Below are 16,162 nucleotides of genomic sequence, written 5' to 3'. Positions count from 1 at the left end.
GTCAGGGATGTCTCAGGCGTTGAGGGCGTGGAACGTGCCGCTGTGGAACACCAGTGGTGTCACCTGGTGGTCACGGGAGTGATCCACCACGGCGAAGAACGCGACGACGTGATCACCGGCTTCGATCTCGGAGTGGCGCTCCACGATGAACGTCGCGGCGGCATCTGGCAGAGTCATGGCGCTGCCCTCGTGTTGGTGCACCTTGATGCCCTCGAAGCGATCTGTGCTGGGTCGGCGCAACAGGTCCGCCCGAGCGGCGTCGCCGGCGCCCAGGGCAGAGATGCCGAGGCGTTTCGCTTGAGACAGCGTGGGCCAGGTCGTGGAGGTGTGGGCGAAGCTCATCGATACCAGAGGCGGGTCCAGCGAGACCGAGGTGAAGGAGTTGGCCAGCATCCCGAGTGTGCGTCCCTGGACCTCTGCTGCGATGAGCGCGACCCCGGTGGGGTACGCGCCGAGCGTGTGGCGAAGGGTGAGGGGATCTAGCAGCGGGGGGCGTGTCATGTAGGTCCTATTGCAGGGTAGGGTGCTCACAAGAGAAAGAAACGGAGCGGTAGTCCGCTTAGTCGAAATATACGGAGAGATACTCCGGATAGCAACTGGAGGGGTGGTCATGCCGACCGAGACCAACCGCAGCCCGCGAGCAGACGCTGCGAGAAATCGGGCCCACATTCTGGAGATTGCTGAACGGTGCTTCACCGATCAGGGTTTCGAGGTGCCGATGGCGAGCATCGCCAAGGAAGCCGGAGTCGGGCCCGGGACGCTCTACCGGCATTTTCCTGACCGCGAGGCCTTGATCGCAGCCCTGGTCGAAGACCGGGTCGTGGATCTAAAAAGTGTCCATGATCAGCTGCTGGAGTCTGACCATGATGCCGCGCATCGGCTGAGCCTCTGGTTGGAAGCGGTGCGCGCGTGGATGAACAGCTACGAGGGGATGCCTGAACCCTTGCGGCAGGCCTGGCAGGAACAGGCCACACCGTTGGGGGTCAACTGCACCGGTGTCATCGATCTGACCACCGAGATCCTGGAGGATGCCCAGCGCCAGGGGGTCGCTCGAGCGGACCTGACCGGGCGGGATCTGTACCTTGCCAATCTTGGTGCCGCCTGGGCCGCTTCGGCGCCCCTGGCAGATCAACGCACCAGCACCGCCATCGCGGAACTGTTGACCGCTGGTTGGCAGAACCCCGTCGCTTGAGCGACATAGACCGACCCCGACCGGCTGAACAAGCGGGCGGGCCAATCCGTACGTGCAATGAAGGAGAACCATGAAAATTGGGATTCTAGGAGCCGGATTCATCGGGTCGACACTGGCCCGGAAACTCAGCGAAGCCGGCCACGAAGTCAAGGTGGCGAACTCTCGCGGCCCCGAGACCATCAGCCCAGACACTACGGCCACCGGAGCCGTAGCAGTTGATGCCGCAGAGGTCGTGACCGACGTCGAGGTGCTCATCACCTCGATCCCGTTCAACAAGATGCCCGGGATCGTCTCGCTCATCGAGCAGCTCCCTGCCGAAGCGGTGATTCTCGATACTTCGAACTATTACCCGATGCGCGACGGGAGCATCAGCGTGCTCGATGAAGGTCTCGTGGAGAGTGTCTGGGTGACCCAGCAGCTGCGTCGCCCAGTGGCCAAGGCGTGGAACGCCATCCTGGCTGACTCCTTCGCCACGAAGGGTAGGCCATCCGGGGATCTGGATCGTGTCGCGATCCCCGTCGCCGCTGATCGTGAGCAGGACAGGGCGATCGCGATTCAACTGGTCGAGGAGACCGGGTTCGACGCCGTGGATGCTGGGTCTCTCGCAGAGTCTTGGCGGCAGCAGCCCGCTGCGCCGGGTTATTGCACCGACCTGACTCGCGAGGAGCTTCCCGCGGCGCTTCAGGCGGCGGAGAAGGACCGGATCCCCAAGCGCAGGGACCTCGCAATGACCGTGATCAAGGAGCGCGCCGAGGCGGAGGGAACAGTGAGCGGTAATTATCTTCTCCGTCTCAACCGAGCCATCTACAGCTAAAGGGTGGCGGGTTGCGGCGGCGGCCCTCACGGTCAGGGGGTCTGCCGCACTCATGGGTGACGTCAAACTGTCACCTATCGGTGAGGCAGACCCATGGCCTTGTGAACCGCCCTGTGTTTAATGTGTTCTGCTCACCTGTGAGGGACGGTGACCGCTGAGGGTCCGTCTTGCGTACACCCGCATTCTGCTTGAGGACTCGGTGCCCGCTGCGGGATCCTCTACCGTTCGCATCATTCTCGCAGCCTAGCGCTGCCCGCTCGCTAGCTCCAGGGAACTCCCAGGCCACGGACACTGCTTGTCCAAGAAAGCCTTCTTGTGTCATGACTAACTCTCGAAGGTGCGAGTGATTAAGTAAAACCCGTGTCAGGAAACAATCTCCCCTTACACTCCGGCCGCGGGGTTTGCGCGTTCCTATTGCAAGCAAGCGATCTCGGCGTCAGGCTCGGGGCGCCGCTCACTACGCAGCTAATGTGAGTGAGCCGCAGCCCGTTTAACAGCGGCAGAGAACCTGGGACCTTTCAGAACTCTTGGAGTAAGTCTTCACGCGGGAACGAGGCCTGTTGGAGGGTTCTCACAGAATCCTTGCAACATTGACGTTCTGTTAGGGTTGGGTCATGATGACACCAGAAGGAGCAATTGTCCTTGGCTATGGCGGATCAGAACACAGCAAAATCGCTCTGACCTGGGCCGACAATATTGCCGCTGAACTTTCTCGCCCTCTGCAGGTGATTGTCTCAGCATTGCATGTGCGGGGAGCGGCTGATGTGCCTCAGCACCTCCGGGCGGGTCATGTCACCGACGAGTTGAACCAGCTACTGGCTGAGGCAAAGGCCGCGCAGACTTCAGTCACGAATGTGCTCAACTCTCCGGGCGATGCCCTCGTGCGTGAAAGTAAGCATGCGTATCTCACTGTGCTCGGTGCGCGAACGCATGGCCCGCTTCAGAGCATGGTGTATGGGTCTGTGAGCCAGCACGTTACTCGTCAGGCCACCGGGCCGGTCGTGGTGGTTCGTGAGCCGTATGCTCCCCGCGCTGGTCTCATCGTGGTTGGGATAGACGGCTCCGAGCCGAGCAAACATGCGTTGGAGTTCGCCATGCGGCATGCCCGAGATACCGGTGGGCGTATCCTTGCAATGCATGTGCACAAGCACGATGGCCACACAGATGGAAAAGTTGATCAGGTGCTCGCCGAGGCGCGGCTCAATGGTGTTCCTTTGGAGATCGAGCATGTTCGGGGCGTTGCTTCCGAGAAACTCGCTGAGGCAAGCCGCGAGGCCGATCTCCTCGTCACCGGCACTCGGGGGCGCAGTCCTCTCAGCACGCTCTTCCTGGGATCAGTGACCCAGGAAGTTCTCCAGCATTCGCAGTGTCCCGTCGCCGTAGTTCGGTGACGCGCTTCTCCCTCAGCGGGGCAAAAGCACAATCTGCTGAACGGTGATTTCGTCCTGCTCGGATATCTGAAGGGGATTCGGTTTCTCGCAGGCATCAAGTCCGAGGTCATTGCCACGCATCAGGGCGTTGAGCGCGTTGACTGAGCGAGTGCGATCCTTGCTCATGGATTCCCGGGCGGTCACTAGGATCTGGACACCTTGGCGGATACCGTCTCACAACCGAGGACGACGCAGCTCCTTGACCAGCAACGGCCTTGCAGCCGCGGCAATTCGGAACGTGTGCATGGCATCGGATTTACCGACTCCGCGTCGATTCTTGGCATTCATCCGAGGTGCCTCTGCGACCGGGTAGCCATGGGCAGCGACGATGCCTGTGAGGATCGCCCCGTAGGAGGCCGCGCCTTCGATCACCCAGAGGGTGTCGGCTTCGGCTGCGGTGTGACGGCTGACCCAGTTGATGGCACGCACGATCCCCTCCGCAGAGGTGGGGAACGATCTGGTTTCCAGTGGCGTTCCGGGATGCGCTGCAAGGATTGAGTAGACGTGGTCCGAGCGTGGGTGTCAACACCCACGATGTGCGGGTGTGAATGAGCGACGGTAGACATGGCAATCACGGACCTTCCGCAGTGGGCTGAGTTCAGCGGCGGCCATCGGCCATTGCCAGTCTGGGAAGGGTCGCAGAGTGGCAGCACTGTGGTGAGTCACGCTCGATCAGGAGCGGACAATCTTCTCATTTAGCTACCGACGCGGGCCAGGCGGGTGCCGTCCGACCCCCCCCCTGATGAACGGACAAGTCTTCTAGAAGACACACGCCGGTCAGCTAACGGGTGAGTCAGCTTTCCGCTTAGTTGGCAGACTCTTCCTCGTTCTCGATGTCTTCTACGTCTTCGTCTGCTGGGCCGGTGTCGCTTTCGAGGACCGGTGGCGTGCTCTCGACCTGTTCCTCAGGTTCCGCCTCGTCGGCCGGGCCGGACTGGGCATCGCAGCCGGTGAGAGTCAGCAAAGCTATGGTCGCCAGCGCAGTGATCGTCTTCGTCTTCATGAGTCCTCTTCTTCTCGGGGCAAGCATCGCCTGGCAGGCCGCGTAGAAGCCCCGCGCATGCCAGTCACGGCACGCACGGGGCTTCCACGCAGTCCATTCACGGGGGAATTCACCAACAGGTGCCCTGTGATCAGTGACCGGCGCCGAGCTTGCCGGCCATCCGCTCGTGCAGCGCGGCGCTTGCGGTGTTGAGGCCGACGATCTCGACCCGCTTGCCGTACTTGGAGTACTTCTCGGTGATCGCATCCAGAGACGCCACCGTGGAGGCGTCCCAGACATGGGAGCCATACATGTCGATCACGATGTGGTCGGGATCCTCGGCATATTCGAACTGGGTGTAGAGGTCGTTGGAGGAGGCGAAGAACAGCTCACCGATGACCTCGTACTTGGCGATCTCCTCGCCGAAGTGCTGCTCGATCCTGCGCTCCACCGCGGCCAGGTGAGCCACCCGGCGGGCGAAGAGCACCATCGCGGTGAGCACCCCCAGACCCACACCGATGGCCAGGTTGTGCGTCCACACGGTGGCGATCACGGTGACCAGCATCACTGCGGTCTCGGACTTGGGCATCATCTTTAGCGTGGAGGGCTTAATGCTGTGCCAGTCGAAGGTCGCGACCGAGACGAAGATCATCACGGCCACCAGCGCGGCCATGGGGATCATCGCGACGATGTCGCCCAGGGCAACCGCCAGGAAGAGAACGAAGATGCCGGCCATGAAGGTGGAGATCCGGGTCCGGGCACCGGAGGCCTTCACGTTGATCATGGTCTGACCGACCATCGCGCAGCCGCCCATGCCGCCGAAGAAGCCGGTGATGATGTTCGCCGCGCCCTGGCCCCAGGATTCGCGGACCTTGCCGGAGCGGGTGTCGGTGACGTCGTCGACCAGCTTCGCGGTCATCAGCGACTCGAGGAGTCCGACTGCGGCCATGCCTAGTGCGAACGGAGCGATGATCTGGAAGGTCTCGATGGTGAAGGGGACATCCGGGATGAACAGCTCGGGGATGGACTGGGGCAGCTCGCCCTTGTCCCCCACGGTGGGCACGTTGAGTGCGAAGACCACGCCGAGCACGGTGAGCAGCACGATGGCGACCAGCGGCGGGGGCACGATGTTGGTGATCCGGGGCAGCAGGTAGATGACGACCAGGCCCAGGGCGACCAGTGGGTAGACCAGCCAGGGGACCCCGATGAGGTCGGGGAACTGGGAGGTGAAGATCAGGATGGCCAGGGCGTTGACGAAGCCGACCATGACCGAGCGGGGGATGAACCGCATGACCTTGGCAACACCGGTGACCCCCAGGACTACTTGAAAGACGCCGGCGAGGATGACCGCGGCGATGAAGTAATCGAGCCCGTGGCTCGCGACCAGCGGGGCGATCACCAGCGCGGTGGCCGCGGTGGCGGCCGAGATCATTGCGGGGCGTCCACCGAGGAAGGCGATCGATACCGCCATGGTGAAGGAGGCGAAGAGCCCGATGCGTGGGTCGACGCCGGCGATGATCGAGAAGGCGATGGCCTCGGGGATCAGCGCCAGCGCCACGACGAGCCCGGCGAGGATCTCGGTCTTGAGCAGGCGCGGGGACTTCAGCGTGCGAAGAACGGACTGGCGTTCCTCGGGGGTGATCTCAACATGTGGCGCGACAGTGGAGGCGGCCATGAATCTCCGTTCGGCGTTGTGGGCACGGGAGTGCCGGGGTTCAAGGTCTGCGAGTGTGCGCGCTACGGTGCGAGCTGAAAGAATGAGGAGTCCGAGCGGTTCATGGTCGCGCGGCCTGCGCCAACTCTACTCTTACGTAAGGGTAGAGTTACAAGATCTGTGACGAAAGTCTCAGTTAGTGAGCTTGCTCTCGAGATCCTCGACGATGTGTTCCGCCTGGGCCAGGTAGGCGGCGAGTTTCCGGCGTTCCTCGGTCACACGGTGCAGCGCTGCCTCTGCAGCGTCGCGCTGATCAGGGGTGAGGGATTCCAGGTCCAGGAGTCCGACGACCTCGGAGATCTCCTCGAGGCTGAACCCGAGGGGCTTGAGGTAATTGATGCGCTGGAGCCGCGCCAGGTCGGCTTCGGTGTAGACCCGGAATCCGCCCTCGGTGCGGCTGGTCGCTGGCAGCAGCCCGATATCGCCGTAGTGGCGGATGGTCCTCAGGGAGAGTCCGGTGCGTTCAGCGAGCTCACCGATATGCATTTGGGTATCGGTCAGATTCTCTGACATGTGGCCTCCCTGCATCGTGGCCCACCACTTTAGCAAGGCCGCCCTGTGGCTCCGTTGTGGCTCCGTTATGGTTCCGGGCTGGGTGTGGTCATGAGTGTGGCCGGGCTGCGCCACTGACGCCGGACTGGCGCGCGACTTACTCTCACCTTACGGTAGGTTCCTCACACGGGGGCCGTTGCGTGGGGAGACTTTAAGGGGAGTCTGGAGTGAGCAGAGTACATGCTGGGTCGTCGTGGCAGGTCGTGGCCGCGGCCGCGCTGGCGACCATCATGAGCGCCCCGGGCCAGACGGCCGCGATCGCGGTGTTCACCGAGCCGCTGCTCGCTGACCTGGAGATTTCCCGCAACGCCCTCTCGACCAGCTACATGATCGCGACTCTGTTGGGCGCCTGCGCGATGCCACTGATCGGCCGAGCCCTGGATCGTTACGGGGTCGGCCCGGTGATGATCGTCATCGGATTCTCCTTCGGTGGGGTGTTGATGCTGCTGAGTCTGGTGACCAGCCTGTGGGGACTGACCTTTGGCTTCATCGGACTGCGCATGGCAGGTCAAGGAGCGCTTGGGTTGGCTGCTTCGACCGCGGTCGCGGTGTATGTGACTCGCCGGCGAGGGCTGGCGCTGGGGGTCAAGACTGCGGTGGGCTCGGCGGGTATCGCGATGTCTCCGGTGCTGCTGGAGTGGATGATCCGACACCTGGGCACCTCTACTGTGTGGATGATCGAGGGCCTCGCCGTGTGGGCCATTGTGCTGCCCTTGGGGTGCTTCTTCCTGCGCCACCAACGAAAGGCTGCACGATATTCATCCCTGGAATTGGAGTCCGAGGTGGACCGCGAGCCAACCTCGGTGTCTGGGACTGGACCCACAGCCGCAGGCGGCGGGATCGCGGGGGGTTCCCCGATCCACCAGTGGACGGTACGGGAGGCGCTGCACACGCCGATCTTCTGGATCATCACCGCAGGCGTTGCCTCGTCAGGAATGCTTGGCACGGGATTGAATTTCCATCAGATCGCGGCGCTGGGGGAGCGAGGGCTCACCGCCACGGAGGCGGCCGCGAACTTCATCCCCCAGGCGATCGCGGCGTTGGTCGTCACCATCGGTGTCGGAAGTCTTGTTGACCGGGTCCGGCCGAAGTTCGCTGTGATGTTCTCCATGGCGCTTCTGGCAGGGTCGATGGGTCTGCTCAGCGTGGTCCAGGACGCCTGGACCGCGGTCGGTTTCGGCGCGCTACTGGGCGCATCCGGTGGTGCGGTGCGCACTGTGGAAGCAGCTGCTTTCACCCACTACTTCGGCACCCTGCATATTGGAGCGATCCGCGGGATCGTCACCACGATCTCCGTTGGGTCTACGGCGTTCGGCCCGGTGGTGCTGTCTCTGGGCTATGGGGTGTTGGGGTCCTATGCGTTGGCGGCTGCGGTGCTGGCCATGATTCCGGTGCTGGTGGGGATCGCGGCGTTATTCGCGAATGAGCCTCGACGTCGGAGCGTCCGATAGCTGGGCTACGGGGTGGGTGTCGTGGACGAGCGATCCGCGGGGGACAGCCTCTCCGTGGAAGTGCCCGTTAGACTCCACCCATCCCTAAGCGGGCAGTCCCAAGAAAACCTAGAGTGCACCAGTGAGAAATTGGGCCCTGCCATTGCCGAAGGACCAGTCCGCAGCCTCGTTTTCGGTGACCGAGACGATCAGGTCCTGGGGGCTGGTCCCACAGTTTTCTTGAAGCCGAGTCGCGAGCAATCGATAGAGCTTCTCCTTCGCTTCCGCGGGACGTTGCCGGCTGGTGAAGCGAAGAAAGGTCAGTGCCTCGCTGCGTTCGATTCCCAGCCCAGTGTCCAGGGCGATCATCTCGTGCGGGTCGTGCTGAGTCAGGATCTGGTACCGATCCGTGTCTGGAACTTCCAGGGCCTCGACCATCGCCGAGTGCACGGAGTCCAGCAGGACCTGAAGTTCTTCGGGGGAGCGCCCGCGGATGACGTCGATATTGATCAGTGGCATAAGAATCCTTAAGGCGGTTATGCACCCAACGGGGTGCCCTGCGCATTGTGGGTAGAACGGTCAAGCTTGCTTGTCTCAGAGTCCTAAGAGGGCACGGCGTGTGGCGGTGCCGAGGGAGCTTGGAGCAGATGTGCGCTTTCGTGGAGAGCCACGCCTAAACCGTGGTGAAGCGCGCCTTAGCACGCCTGTGGGCCGGAGCATCAGCAGCCCCGGCCCACAGGTCCGCGATTAATGTTCCGTAGCTCCTGTGGGAAGCGACTTTTCCATGTCCCTCTGAACCTGACGCATCTCACTCGTGAGCCCGTCCAGTTGTTCCAGTTCATGTGTCAGTTCCATGAGTTCTGCGCCGCCGGCCATCTGGGCGGTCAGATCTTCGATCCTGATGTTGTCCTTCCGGTGGTAACCGATGGACTTTCCACGCTTCAGGACCATGAATCGGTCACCCACCGGGAAGGCGTGGTGAGGGTTGTGGGTGATGAAGACGACGCCCAGTCCGCGGGCCTTGGCCTGCATGATGTAGCGAAGTACCACCCCAGACTGTTTAACGCCTAGCGCAGCGGTCGGCTCGTCAAGGATCAGGACTTTTGCTCCGAAGTAGACAGCTCTCGCGATGGCGACACATTGCCGTTCGCCTCCGGAGAGAGTCCCGATCGGCTGGTCCACGTCGCGAAGGTCGATGCCCATCTCAAAGAGTTCTTCTTTGGCGATTCGCTTCATGGTCTTCACATCGAGCCGTTGGAAGGGCCCAACCCCTCGGCTGATCTCCGAGCCGAGGAAGAAGTTGCGCCACACCGGCATCAGGGGGACCACCGCCAGATCCTGATAGACCGTGGCGATGCCTGCGTTGAGCGCATCGCGTGGTGAATTGAAATGACGCTCCTCGCCGGCGATTCGCATGATTCCATCGGTGTGCTGGTGGAGTCCGGCGATAATCTTGATCAGAGTCGACTTGCCTGCGCCGTTGTCGCCGAGCACGCACGTGACGAGTCCGGCGTGGACGTCCATCGTCACGTCCGTCAGCGCGATCACATTGCCGTACCGCTTACCTGCCTTCTCGAGCTCGATCAGTGGGCTGGACGTGGCCCGTGAGCTGTCTCCCGCTGAATGGGGAGAGGCTGCTGTCAGTGCGCTCTTAGCGGTGTTGTCCGTATTCTCAGTCATCATCTCGCTCCTAACTCTTCTCGAACCGACGACGGACGACCAGGTTGACGATGGTGGCCAACAGCAGCATCAGTCCGAGGAAGAAACGGAACCAGTCGGGGTTCCACTCTGCGTAGATGATGCCCCGGGAGGCCATTCCGAAGATCAATGCGCCTAGAGCGCCGCCGATCGCTGAGCCATAACCACCGGTCAGCAGGCATCCTCCGATGACGGCGCCGATGATGTACAGGAACTCGTTGCCGATGCCTTCACCGGACTGCACGGAGTTGAAGGCAAACAGCAGGTGCATGCCCAAGACCCAGGCGCAGAATCCGACTCCCATGAAGAGTCCGATCTTCGTGGCTGTCACGGGTACGCCGACTGCTCGCGCGGCGTTTGGGTCTCCGCCGACCGCGAAGATCCAGTTGCCGACCTGCGTCCGCAGCAGGATGAACGTCGCTATCGCCACTAGGAGTATCCAGTAGACGATCGTGATCCTGATGTTCAATCCGAATATCGAGAACGAGGACGCGAAGACGGAGCGAGCGGACTCGAATCCATCCATGTTCGAGATCGATGGTGTCGCCACCGTGCCGCCGATGATGCGAGTCAGGGCGAGATTCAATCCGGTGAGCATCAGGAACATCGCCAGCGTGACGACGAAGCTGGGGAGTTTGGTCTTGATGAAGATGAGCCCGTTGATGAGACCGATGCCCAGCGAGGCAATGAGTGCGATTGCAACTCCGACCCAGACGTTCGTCGCGAAATGCCAACTGAAGAGCGAGGCCATCAGTGCAGATGACACCACTGCCACGCCGGTGGACAGATCGAATTCTCCACCGATCATGAGCAGCGAGACGCCGACGACCATGATCCCAATGGTGGATGCACCATAGAGGACGGTGGAGATACCTGCGGCCGTGGTGAACGGAGGCGCCACTGCCGTGAAGAACATGAACACGGCCAAGGCGCCGATCGCAGCCCCCACTTCTGGGCGGGACATGAGCTGAGCCAGGCGTCCCTTGGTGGATACCCGCTCGTCTACGGTGTTGCCTTCGTCGCTGCTTGGGAGGTTGACCTCTTTGGCGGAAGTGATGGTTCCCTCGGTGGGTGCCGCGCTCATCGCAGTCCCTCATCGGCGAAGGACTGGACGGCCTCGGCATTCTCAGCGTCGATGATCGCCGGTCCGGTCAAGACGGGAAGTCCTCCACCGGGCTCGAAGGCGCCGTAGTGGTGCAGCCAGAGCGTGTCGACAGAGAGATATCCCTGCAGCCAGGGCTGCTGGTCAACCGCAAACATCAGATTGTCATCCAGCACGGCCTGCACGATTGTGGCGTTGAGGTCGAAGCTCGCCACTTCGATCTCTGAGCCCGAGCTCTCGACCACATCAAGAATCGTTTCGGTGAACGGGCCGCCTAGGCCCACGATGGCGTCAGCATCAGGAGTGGTCTGTAGCTTTGCCTCAACCGTTGAAGACACCTGCGTCATGTCGGTGCCCTCGACGTAGAGGATCTCGGTTTCTGGGACGTGTTCCGCGATCCCCGCGCATCGATTCTCGAGTCCGACGTGCCCCTGTTCCTGAATGACGCAGATCGTATGCTCGATTCCCTCGTCGGCGAGTCGCTGCCCGAGTGCCTCACCTGCGACATTCTCATCCTGGCCGAAGTGGCTCAGCACCCCGGCGTCAAAAGCCTCTTCCTCACCGGCATTGAGGGAGACGACGGGGATGCCCGCCTCCGTCGCGCTTTGGACGTTGGGCGTCATGGCCTCTGGTTTCGCCATGGTGACGGCGATTCCGTCGGCTCCGGCATCGATGGCTGACTGGATGAGCTCCGCCTGCTGAGCTCCTTCAACGTGGTTGTTGTAGACCAGGTTGATGTTCTTCTGAGCGGCCGCCTCTTCAGCGCCGGCTCGGACGTAGTCCCAGAACGTGTCTCCGTCTGCCGCGTGGGTGATCAGGTAGTAGGTCTGCTCTTCAGTGTCCACGCCCCCGCCCCGGTCGGAGGTGTCGGCTGCTTCAGTGCGTCCGCCTCCTTCGGAGCAGGCGGTGAGCATCAGGGCGGCGGCCCCGAGGACCGCGGTGGTGCGCAGCAGGGTTGACCGACGGGCGGAAGGGTGCGAGTGCTTTTCCATGGTGTCTCCTTTGACGGCGCCAACTGGAGTCCGTGTGCAGTTGGTTGACACACATCATGGCGTGATTGGAATCACATTGTCAATAGTATGTCTTGACATTCGCACAAATCTTTTTTTGGGGTAACTCAGGGCGTCCTGTGACAAGACCGTCGTTTCGCATAGAACTGGCCCGTCCTCAATGGAGCGGGCCAGTTCTACGTGCTGTCAGGAGGTCAGTCGGATGCAACCTGTTCGCTGGTGAACGGCAGGCGCGGGTCGATGTCGGACTCGTTCCAGGTCCTTCGGATCCAGCCGTGGTGCGGATCATCACTGATCAGCCATTGTCGGACTGGGCCGGGTCCGGCCATGACATTCAGGTAGTACATGTCGTGTCCCGGAGGAGTCATGGCTGGGCCGTGCCAACCGTAGGGGACGAGGACGACGTCGCCGCTGCGCACCTCCGCGGTGACGTCCATCGGACGGTCATCTGAGGCGTAGACGCGCTGGTAGCCGATGACGTCTGGCCCGCCGTCCTCCAATGGGGGCACGGGGGAGTCCGCTGAGGCCTGCATCTCGAAGTAGTAGATCTCTTCCAGCGAGGTCTCCCCGTCCTTCTCCTCGTCGTGCTTGTGTGGCGGGTAGGACGACCAGTTTCCGGCAGGGGTCAACACCTCGCACACGATGAAGCGATCCGCCTCCAACGCGGCGGGGGTTCCGAAGTTGTGGACCTGTCGAGAAGCCGCTCCAGCCCCGCGCAGTTCAAGTGGAATCTCGGCCCGAGAAATGTGGCGTACCGGGTACTCGGTTCCGGCCGGCGCAGAGGCGACGGCGACGCGCCCACCCTCGGGGGACCTGATGCTCAGAGCCTTGTTGATGCCCGTGTAGAGGACGTCAGTCGGACCCTGAAAAACCGAGGCGCGTCCCGCCAACGAGTAGCTGGAGCCGTCAACGTCCACCTCGAATGACCCGGCGAGCGGAATCACGATGCGTTCCTCGGCCTGTGCGTCCAAATCTACCGATGCTCCCGGTGAGAGGGTGGTCACGCGAAGACCTGTGTGGGCCCAGCCGGGCGGCGTCGCGGCGGAGTCGGGGGTGCCCAGATTGACGGTCCAACCCTGACTCCGGACAGATCCTGAAGGGTGGAACCACGGGTCCTCTGTTGGGTCTCTCCGTGTCACCTGTGTTGCATCGGTCATGGGTGGTCTGCCTTTCTGTCGGGTGGCGCTGTCTCGTCAGGAAAGAGATCGGTAGAAGTCGTCAGCTCACGAGCGTGATGTCGAAGGAATATCTGTCTGCTCGATAGACGTGGTGTCCGTATTCGATGGGGGATCCGCTGCCGTCCAGGGCGGTCCTACTCATCACGACTAGAGCGGACCCAGGGTCCATGTCCAGGAGCGAGCTCTGATCCTTGTCAGCGACCATGGCTCCGACAGTCTGGTGGGCCATCCGAAAGTCGACACCGGATCGCCGGAGGATGTTGTAAAGTCCGTCGCGCTCGAGCTCCTCGATCGATAGCTCGGCCACGGCGAGGGGAACCCAGTTCTCCATCAATGCCAGTGGCCGTCCGTCCACAGAACGAAGCCGGCGCACGTGGTAGACCTCCGTCGCGGACTTGAGGCCTAGCTTCTCTTGCAGGAAGTCATCACTGGTCACGACGTCGAGTCCCAGCACGGTCGTCTGCGGTGTGGACCCTTCGGCCTGAAGGTCGTTGTACAAGCTGGACAGCTTCAGATTGCGACGGACCTGTGGTCCGACCACCTGGGTGCCGACTCCGCGCTGCCGCACGACGAGCCCCTCACGGACCAAGTGGTCCATGGCCTGTCGCATCGTGGGCCGTGAGAGGTTGTAGCGCTTGGCGAGAGCGATCTCGTTCTCAAGCTTTGTCTCGGGCAGCAGGTCGCCTTCACGTATCGCCTTCTCGAAGGCAGAGGCCACCTGATGGTAGAGCGGCACGGGGGAGGAACGGTCTATGGCGATGTCTAGAGTCGACACGTCGGTCTCCTTCGTTACAATGTCAGCTTGTCAGGACATTATACCAATTCAAGCTGTGCGTCGAGGGTGTCCAGCCCCGGGGTTCCCAGTGGCAGACTTCCGGTGGATCGGTGGAGTCATGCTGCATATGGCCCATCCTGGGGCCTATGGCGAACTCTCCAGTCCGCCCGTGCTTCTCTGTCTCTGTCAGCGCATGGACCCATTGTTCCCAATGTCAATTGTCTTGACAACAGGACATCAAGGGTGAAGAGTGGTCTACGACACATCCGCTGTAGTGCCTGCAGCTTGCAGGACTATCCGCAAGGAGGATCTATGACGAAGCCACTTCGCAGCGCGCCAGAGTCAGCGCAGGACGGAACGGCAGCGCCCCTGTTCATCGGGACGGCCCCGGATTCCTGGGGCGTCTGGTTCCCAGATGATGCCCAGCAGACGCCCTGGAATCGTTTTCTGGATGAAGCGGCGGAAGCCGGCTATCACTACATCGAACTGGGCCCCTACGGATATCTCCCAACGGATCCCGACACGCTCAATGCCGAGCTTGCTGCTCGCGATCTGGCAGTCAGCGCCGGGACGGTGTTCACCGGTTTTCACCGCATGGACCCCGCTGAGCGCGAAGCGGTGTGGAAACAGGTTCACGAGGTCGCTGAACTGACCGCCGCGGTAGGGGGTGAGCACATCGTCGTGATCCCAGCCATGTGGCGAGATGACGTCTCCGGAGAAGCGGTGGAGAACGAGCACCTGACCGAGGAACAGTGGCAGAACCTCTTCGACGGGCATGACGAACTAGGGCGTGTCCTGCAGGAGCAGTATGGACTGAAGCAGCAGTTCCACTCTCACGCCGACTCTCATGTGTGCACTCAGCAGCAGATCGAGAGATTCCTGCAAGGCACTGACCCGGAGCTGGTGACGTTGTGCCTTGACACAGGGCACGCAGAATACGGGGGAGCCTCGTCAGCGAAGATCATTCGAGAGCACCCGGAGCGCGTGGGGTATCTGCATCTGAAGCAGATCGATCCCAAGGTCATGGAGACCGTTCGTCAGAATGACCTCACCTGGGCCGCGGCGAACAAGGCCGGAGTGATGGTGGAGCCCCCCGGGGGTCTGCCCGACCTCGCCGAGGTTATCGACGAACTGGAAAAGCTCGACCGCAGCCTCTACTGCATCGTTGAGCAGGACATGTACCCAGTCGCATCTTTCGATGTGCCGCTGCCGATCGCCACGCGGACCCGCCGCTATCTCTGTGGCTGCGGCTCCCGCACCAGAATTCGCTGAGGAGAGTCAGATGAGCTACGACGTCATCACCACCGGGCGCATCAGCGTGGACATCTACCCCAATGACATCGGGGTGGGCCTCGCTGATGTCCAGACATTCGGAAAATACCTGGGGGGTTCCCCCTCGAATGTCGCTGTCGCGGCCGCGAGACATGGTCGACGGACTGCGGTCATCACACGAACAGGTGAAGACCCGTTCGGTGACTTCCTTCGGTCAGAACTGCGCCGCTACGGGGTGGATTCCCAGTGGGCGACAGCGGTGCCCGGACTGCTGACACCCGTGACGTTCTGCGCGATCCAGCCCCCTGAAGACTTCCCGCTCTACTTCTATGGCCGCACACCGACGGCGCCTGACTGGGAGATCAAACCCGATGAGGTGGATTACGAAGCTGTCCGCGAAGCCTCCGTCTTCTGGTCCACCGTGACAGGGATGGTGGGCGACGCGTCCCGCGAAGCCCAGATCGCTATGCACGAGGCGCGCCCGAGGGACGGCCTCACCGCAGACCAGCACACCATCCTCGACCTCGACTATCGACCTATGTTCTGGGAGTCCAAAGAACAGGCTCGCGAGCAGGTCCAGCAGCTGCTGCCCTATGTCACCGTGGCGGTGGGCAACTCCGAGGAATGCTCGGTGGCCGTGGGGGAGGGGACTGCCGACGAACAGGCTGACCGGCTCCTGGACGCCGGGGTCAAGCTCGCCGTGGTGAAGCTCGGGCCCGACGGTGTCATGGCAGCGACCCGCGAAGAGCGAGTGATCTCCGCGCCGCTGCCGGTCGAAACCGTCAATGGGCTGGGTGCCGGGGACTCCTTCGGCGGTGCCCTCTGCCACGGTCTGCTCGCCGGATGGCCGCTGGAGAACGTCCTGGACTTCGCCAACGCTGCCGGAGCGCACGTGGCGACCAAGATCGCCTGCTCAGAAGCCATGCCCACCACCGAGGAGCTGGTCGCGATGCTCCTCGATCGAGGTCGCGGTGTGCCGTCAAACGCCACTGCGCGAGGATAGGAGCACTGCC

Annotated in this window: 18 protein-coding genes; 6 read left to right on the top strand and 12 right to left on the bottom strand. The window is 62.2% G+C overall.

Annotated features, from left to right (window positions below; translation table 11 throughout):
* Positions 1-12: 12 nt before the first annotated feature.
* Complete coding sequence (locus tag LTH93_RS06460; RefSeq protein WP_241470464.1) at positions 13-501, bottom strand: flavin reductase family protein; 489 nt, start codon at positions 499-501, stop codon at positions 13-15.
* Positions 502-610: 109 nt separating this feature from the next.
* Here LTH93_RS06460 and LTH93_RS06455 point away from each other — a divergent pair, with 109 nt between their 5' ends.
* The 3 genes from LTH93_RS06455 to LTH93_RS06445 all read left to right on the top strand — a co-directional run bounded on the left by LTH93_RS06455 (position 611) and on the right by LTH93_RS06445 (position 3,397).
* On the top strand, positions 611-1,192 hold the full coding sequence (locus LTH93_RS06455; protein ID WP_241470463.1) for a TetR/AcrR family transcriptional regulator: 582 nt from the start codon (positions 611-613) through the stop codon (positions 1,190-1,192).
* 70 nt (positions 1,193-1,262) lie between these two features.
* Positions 1,263-2,006: an NADPH-dependent F420 reductase gene (locus LTH93_RS06450; protein ID WP_241470462.1), complete on the top strand. Its 744-nt coding sequence runs from the start codon at positions 1,263-1,265 to the stop codon at positions 2,004-2,006.
* A 614-nt stretch (positions 2,007-2,620) separates the two neighbouring features.
* Complete coding sequence (locus LTH93_RS06445) at positions 2,621-3,397, top strand: universal stress protein (RefSeq protein ID WP_241470461.1); 777 nt, start codon at positions 2,621-2,623, stop codon at positions 3,395-3,397.
* A 12-nt stretch (positions 3,398-3,409) separates the two neighbouring features.
* On the opposite strand, the gene LTH93_RS06440 is transcribed toward LTH93_RS06445, so the two are convergent.
* From LTH93_RS06440 to LTH93_RS06420, 5 genes are all read right to left on the bottom strand, one after another.
* On the bottom strand, positions 3,410-3,562 hold the full coding sequence (locus LTH93_RS06440; protein ID WP_241470460.1) for a hypothetical protein: 153 nt from the start codon (positions 3,560-3,562) through the stop codon (positions 3,410-3,412).
* A gap of 48 nt (positions 3,563-3,610) precedes the next feature.
* On the bottom strand, positions 3,611-3,931 hold the full coding sequence (locus tag LTH93_RS06435) for an IS110 family transposase (protein ID WP_370642726.1): 321 nt from the start codon (positions 3,929-3,931) through the stop codon (positions 3,611-3,613).
* 310 nt (positions 3,932-4,241) lie between these two features.
* Complete coding sequence (locus LTH93_RS06430; protein ID WP_241464765.1) at positions 4,242-4,439, bottom strand: hypothetical protein; 198 nt, start codon at positions 4,437-4,439, stop codon at positions 4,242-4,244.
* A 130-nt stretch (positions 4,440-4,569) separates the two neighbouring features.
* On the bottom strand, positions 4,570-6,093 hold the full coding sequence (locus LTH93_RS06425; protein ID WP_241470458.1) for a SulP family inorganic anion transporter: 1,524 nt from the start codon (positions 6,091-6,093) through the stop codon (positions 4,570-4,572).
* Positions 6,094-6,264: 171 nt separating this feature from the next.
* Positions 6,265-6,645, bottom strand: a complete 381-nt coding sequence (locus LTH93_RS06420) for a MerR family transcriptional regulator (protein ID WP_241470457.1) — start codon at positions 6,643-6,645, stop codon at positions 6,265-6,267.
* Between the two features lie 206 nt (positions 6,646-6,851).
* Between LTH93_RS06420 and LTH93_RS06415 the strand changes: the two genes are divergently transcribed.
* The gene (locus LTH93_RS06415; RefSeq protein WP_241470456.1) at positions 6,852-8,135 is read left to right on the top strand and encodes an MFS transporter; all 1,284 of its coding nucleotides are present in this window, start codon (positions 6,852-6,854) and stop codon (positions 8,133-8,135) included.
* A 108-nt stretch (positions 8,136-8,243) separates the two neighbouring features.
* Here LTH93_RS06415 and LTH93_RS06410 read toward each other — a convergent pair whose 3' ends face one another.
* The 6 genes from LTH93_RS06410 to LTH93_RS06385 form a co-directional block, all read right to left on the bottom strand.
* A complete protein-coding gene (locus tag LTH93_RS06410) occupies positions 8,244-8,633 on the bottom strand; it encodes a tautomerase family protein (RefSeq protein WP_241470455.1) in 390 nt (129 codons plus the stop codon).
* Between the two features lie 228 nt (positions 8,634-8,861).
* Entirely contained in the window at positions 8,862-9,797 is a 936-nt protein-coding gene (locus LTH93_RS06405) for an ATP-binding cassette domain-containing protein (protein ID WP_370642703.1), read from the bottom strand.
* Positions 9,798-9,804: 7 nt separating this feature from the next.
* Positions 9,805-10,776 (bottom strand): ABC transporter permease, encoded by a 972-nt coding sequence (locus tag LTH93_RS06400; RefSeq protein WP_241470667.1) that lies wholly within the window; start codon positions 10,774-10,776, stop codon positions 9,805-9,807.
* Positions 10,777-10,892: 116 nt separating this feature from the next.
* Complete coding sequence (locus LTH93_RS06395) at positions 10,893-11,906, bottom strand: substrate-binding domain-containing protein (protein ID WP_241470454.1); 1,014 nt, start codon at positions 11,904-11,906, stop codon at positions 10,893-10,895.
* Between the two features lie 212 nt (positions 11,907-12,118).
* Positions 12,119-13,081, bottom strand: coding sequence for a 5-deoxy-glucuronate isomerase (iolB, locus tag LTH93_RS06390; RefSeq protein ID WP_370642702.1), 963 nt, complete (start codon positions 13,079-13,081; stop codon positions 12,119-12,121).
* Positions 13,082-13,142: 61 nt separating this feature from the next.
* Positions 13,143-13,877 carry a GntR family transcriptional regulator gene (locus LTH93_RS06385; RefSeq protein WP_241470453.1) on the bottom strand — a complete coding sequence of 245 codons (735 nt, stop codon included), beginning with the start codon at positions 13,875-13,877 and terminating at the stop codon, positions 13,143-13,145.
* A gap of 312 nt (positions 13,878-14,189) precedes the next feature.
* Between LTH93_RS06385 and LTH93_RS06380 the strand changes: the two genes are divergently transcribed.
* Complete coding sequence (locus LTH93_RS06380; protein ID WP_241470665.1) at positions 14,190-15,149, top strand: sugar phosphate isomerase/epimerase family protein; 960 nt, start codon at positions 14,190-14,192, stop codon at positions 15,147-15,149.
* Between the two features lie 10 nt (positions 15,150-15,159).
* Positions 15,160-16,152, top strand: coding sequence for a 5-dehydro-2-deoxygluconokinase (gene iolC, locus LTH93_RS06375; protein ID WP_241470451.1), 993 nt, complete (start codon positions 15,160-15,162; stop codon positions 16,150-16,152).
* The last annotated feature ends 10 nt before the right edge of the window (positions 16,153-16,162 follow it).

The sequence above is a fragment of the Nesterenkonia sp. DZ6 genome (assembly GCF_022565835.1).
In the GTDB taxonomy this organism is placed as follows: Bacteria; Actinomycetota; Actinomycetes; order Actinomycetales; family Micrococcaceae; genus Nesterenkonia.
This window is presented reverse-complemented; position numbering and strand designations above follow the sequence as displayed.